We start from the raw sequence: 653 nt of genomic DNA, 5'->3' as shown, positions 1-653 counted from the left end.
TCCCCCACCCGCCCCACAGCCACAGCCGGAATCTCCCAGCGGATAGAACTGCGGCAGCACCCCCACCACATGGGGCTCCGGCTCGGGTTCCGGCTCCGGCTCCGGTGGCGGGTGCGGATCCACGCCCCGCGCCGCCACACAGGCGGTGAGCAGGCTCGCGGCGCCGGATTCCTCGGCCGGCGGCGGGGGCAGCTCCGTGAGCAGGCCCGCCTGCACCAGGAACGAGGACATGAGCCCGGCGCGCTGCACCGGACTGACGATGCCCTCGAAAGGCACGCCCAGCAGCAGCACCCGCCCGTTAGGCGCCGACATCACGCCCGCCGCCAGGTCAGTTCCCAGATAGCGAAGCACGGACGTGCCACCCGACGCGGGCGTCAGCACGTCCGTCACGCCCACCGCGTAGCCGCCCCGCGTGCCGTCATCCAGCGCCACCCCGGTGAGCTGGGCCAGCCAGCCGCCCGGCATTCCCTCCACGGAGAACGGGGGCGTTCCGCTCCCCGGCGCCGCGCGAAGAATGTCCGCCAGGAAGGCCTGGTCCTCCGCCGAGCCCACGGCCAGCGCCGACGTCACGTGGCTGCCCGACAGGAGGAGGTGGCCTCCCTGCATCACGAACCCGCGCAGGGCGTCCTGCTCCTCACGGGTAGGACGGGCCC

1 pseudogene is annotated in these 653 nt (G+C 73.8%); it reads right to left on the bottom strand.

What is annotated here, in order from left to right:
- Nucleotides 1-653: pseudogene (locus FL344_RS38820) on the bottom strand (N-acetylmuramoyl-L-alanine amidase); the annotation flags it as partial.

This window comes from Myxococcus sp. AB036A, from assembly GCF_006547355.1.
GTDB lineage: Bacteria > Myxococcota > Myxococcia > Myxococcales > Myxococcaceae > Myxococcus > Myxococcus virescens.
Note: the sequence above shows the minus strand (reverse complement) of the source record. Positions and strands in the feature narration are given on the sequence as shown.